The sequence below is a fragment of the Treponema primitia ZAS-1 genome, from assembly GCF_000297095.1.
Taxonomy (GTDB): domain Bacteria; phylum Spirochaetota; class Spirochaetia; order Treponematales; family Breznakiellaceae; genus Termitinema; species Termitinema primitia_A.
Map to the genome: position 1 here is coordinate 1 of NZ_AEEA01000155.1, position 373 is coordinate 373.

General features: G+C 57.6%; 1 pseudogene. It reads right to left on the reverse strand.

The window, feature by feature from the left end:
* A pseudogene (locus tag TPRIMZ1_RS20935) lies at positions 1 to 373 on the reverse strand (hypothetical protein); the annotation flags it as partial.

Consider the following 373-nt stretch of genomic DNA (forward strand, 5'->3'; position numbering starts at 1 on the left):
CGGAACAGCCGCTTCGTGCCGGGCGGGTTCCTGTTGTTGTGCTTCCACTTGCTGCAATATCTCTGCTTGTTGTTTTTCCTCAGCCTCTTGTCGAGCCGCCTCTTGTTGTTGTGCTTCCGCTTGCCGCAGTATCTCTGCTTGTCGTTTTTCCTCAGCCTCTTGCCGTACCGCCTCTTGTTGCCGTGCTGTTTCCTGCCGCGCCGCCTCTTGCCGTTGTTCTTCCTGTAGCCGAGCCGCTTCCTGTTGCCCCGCTTCTAACTCCTCACTCCTACTTCCTAACTTCTCATTCTTTTTAGGCCGCCATCCCGCCGCAACACCCGCCCCGGCGATAAAAGGGTAACCCCCGCGAATCCGGGGCTCCACATACCAGTCT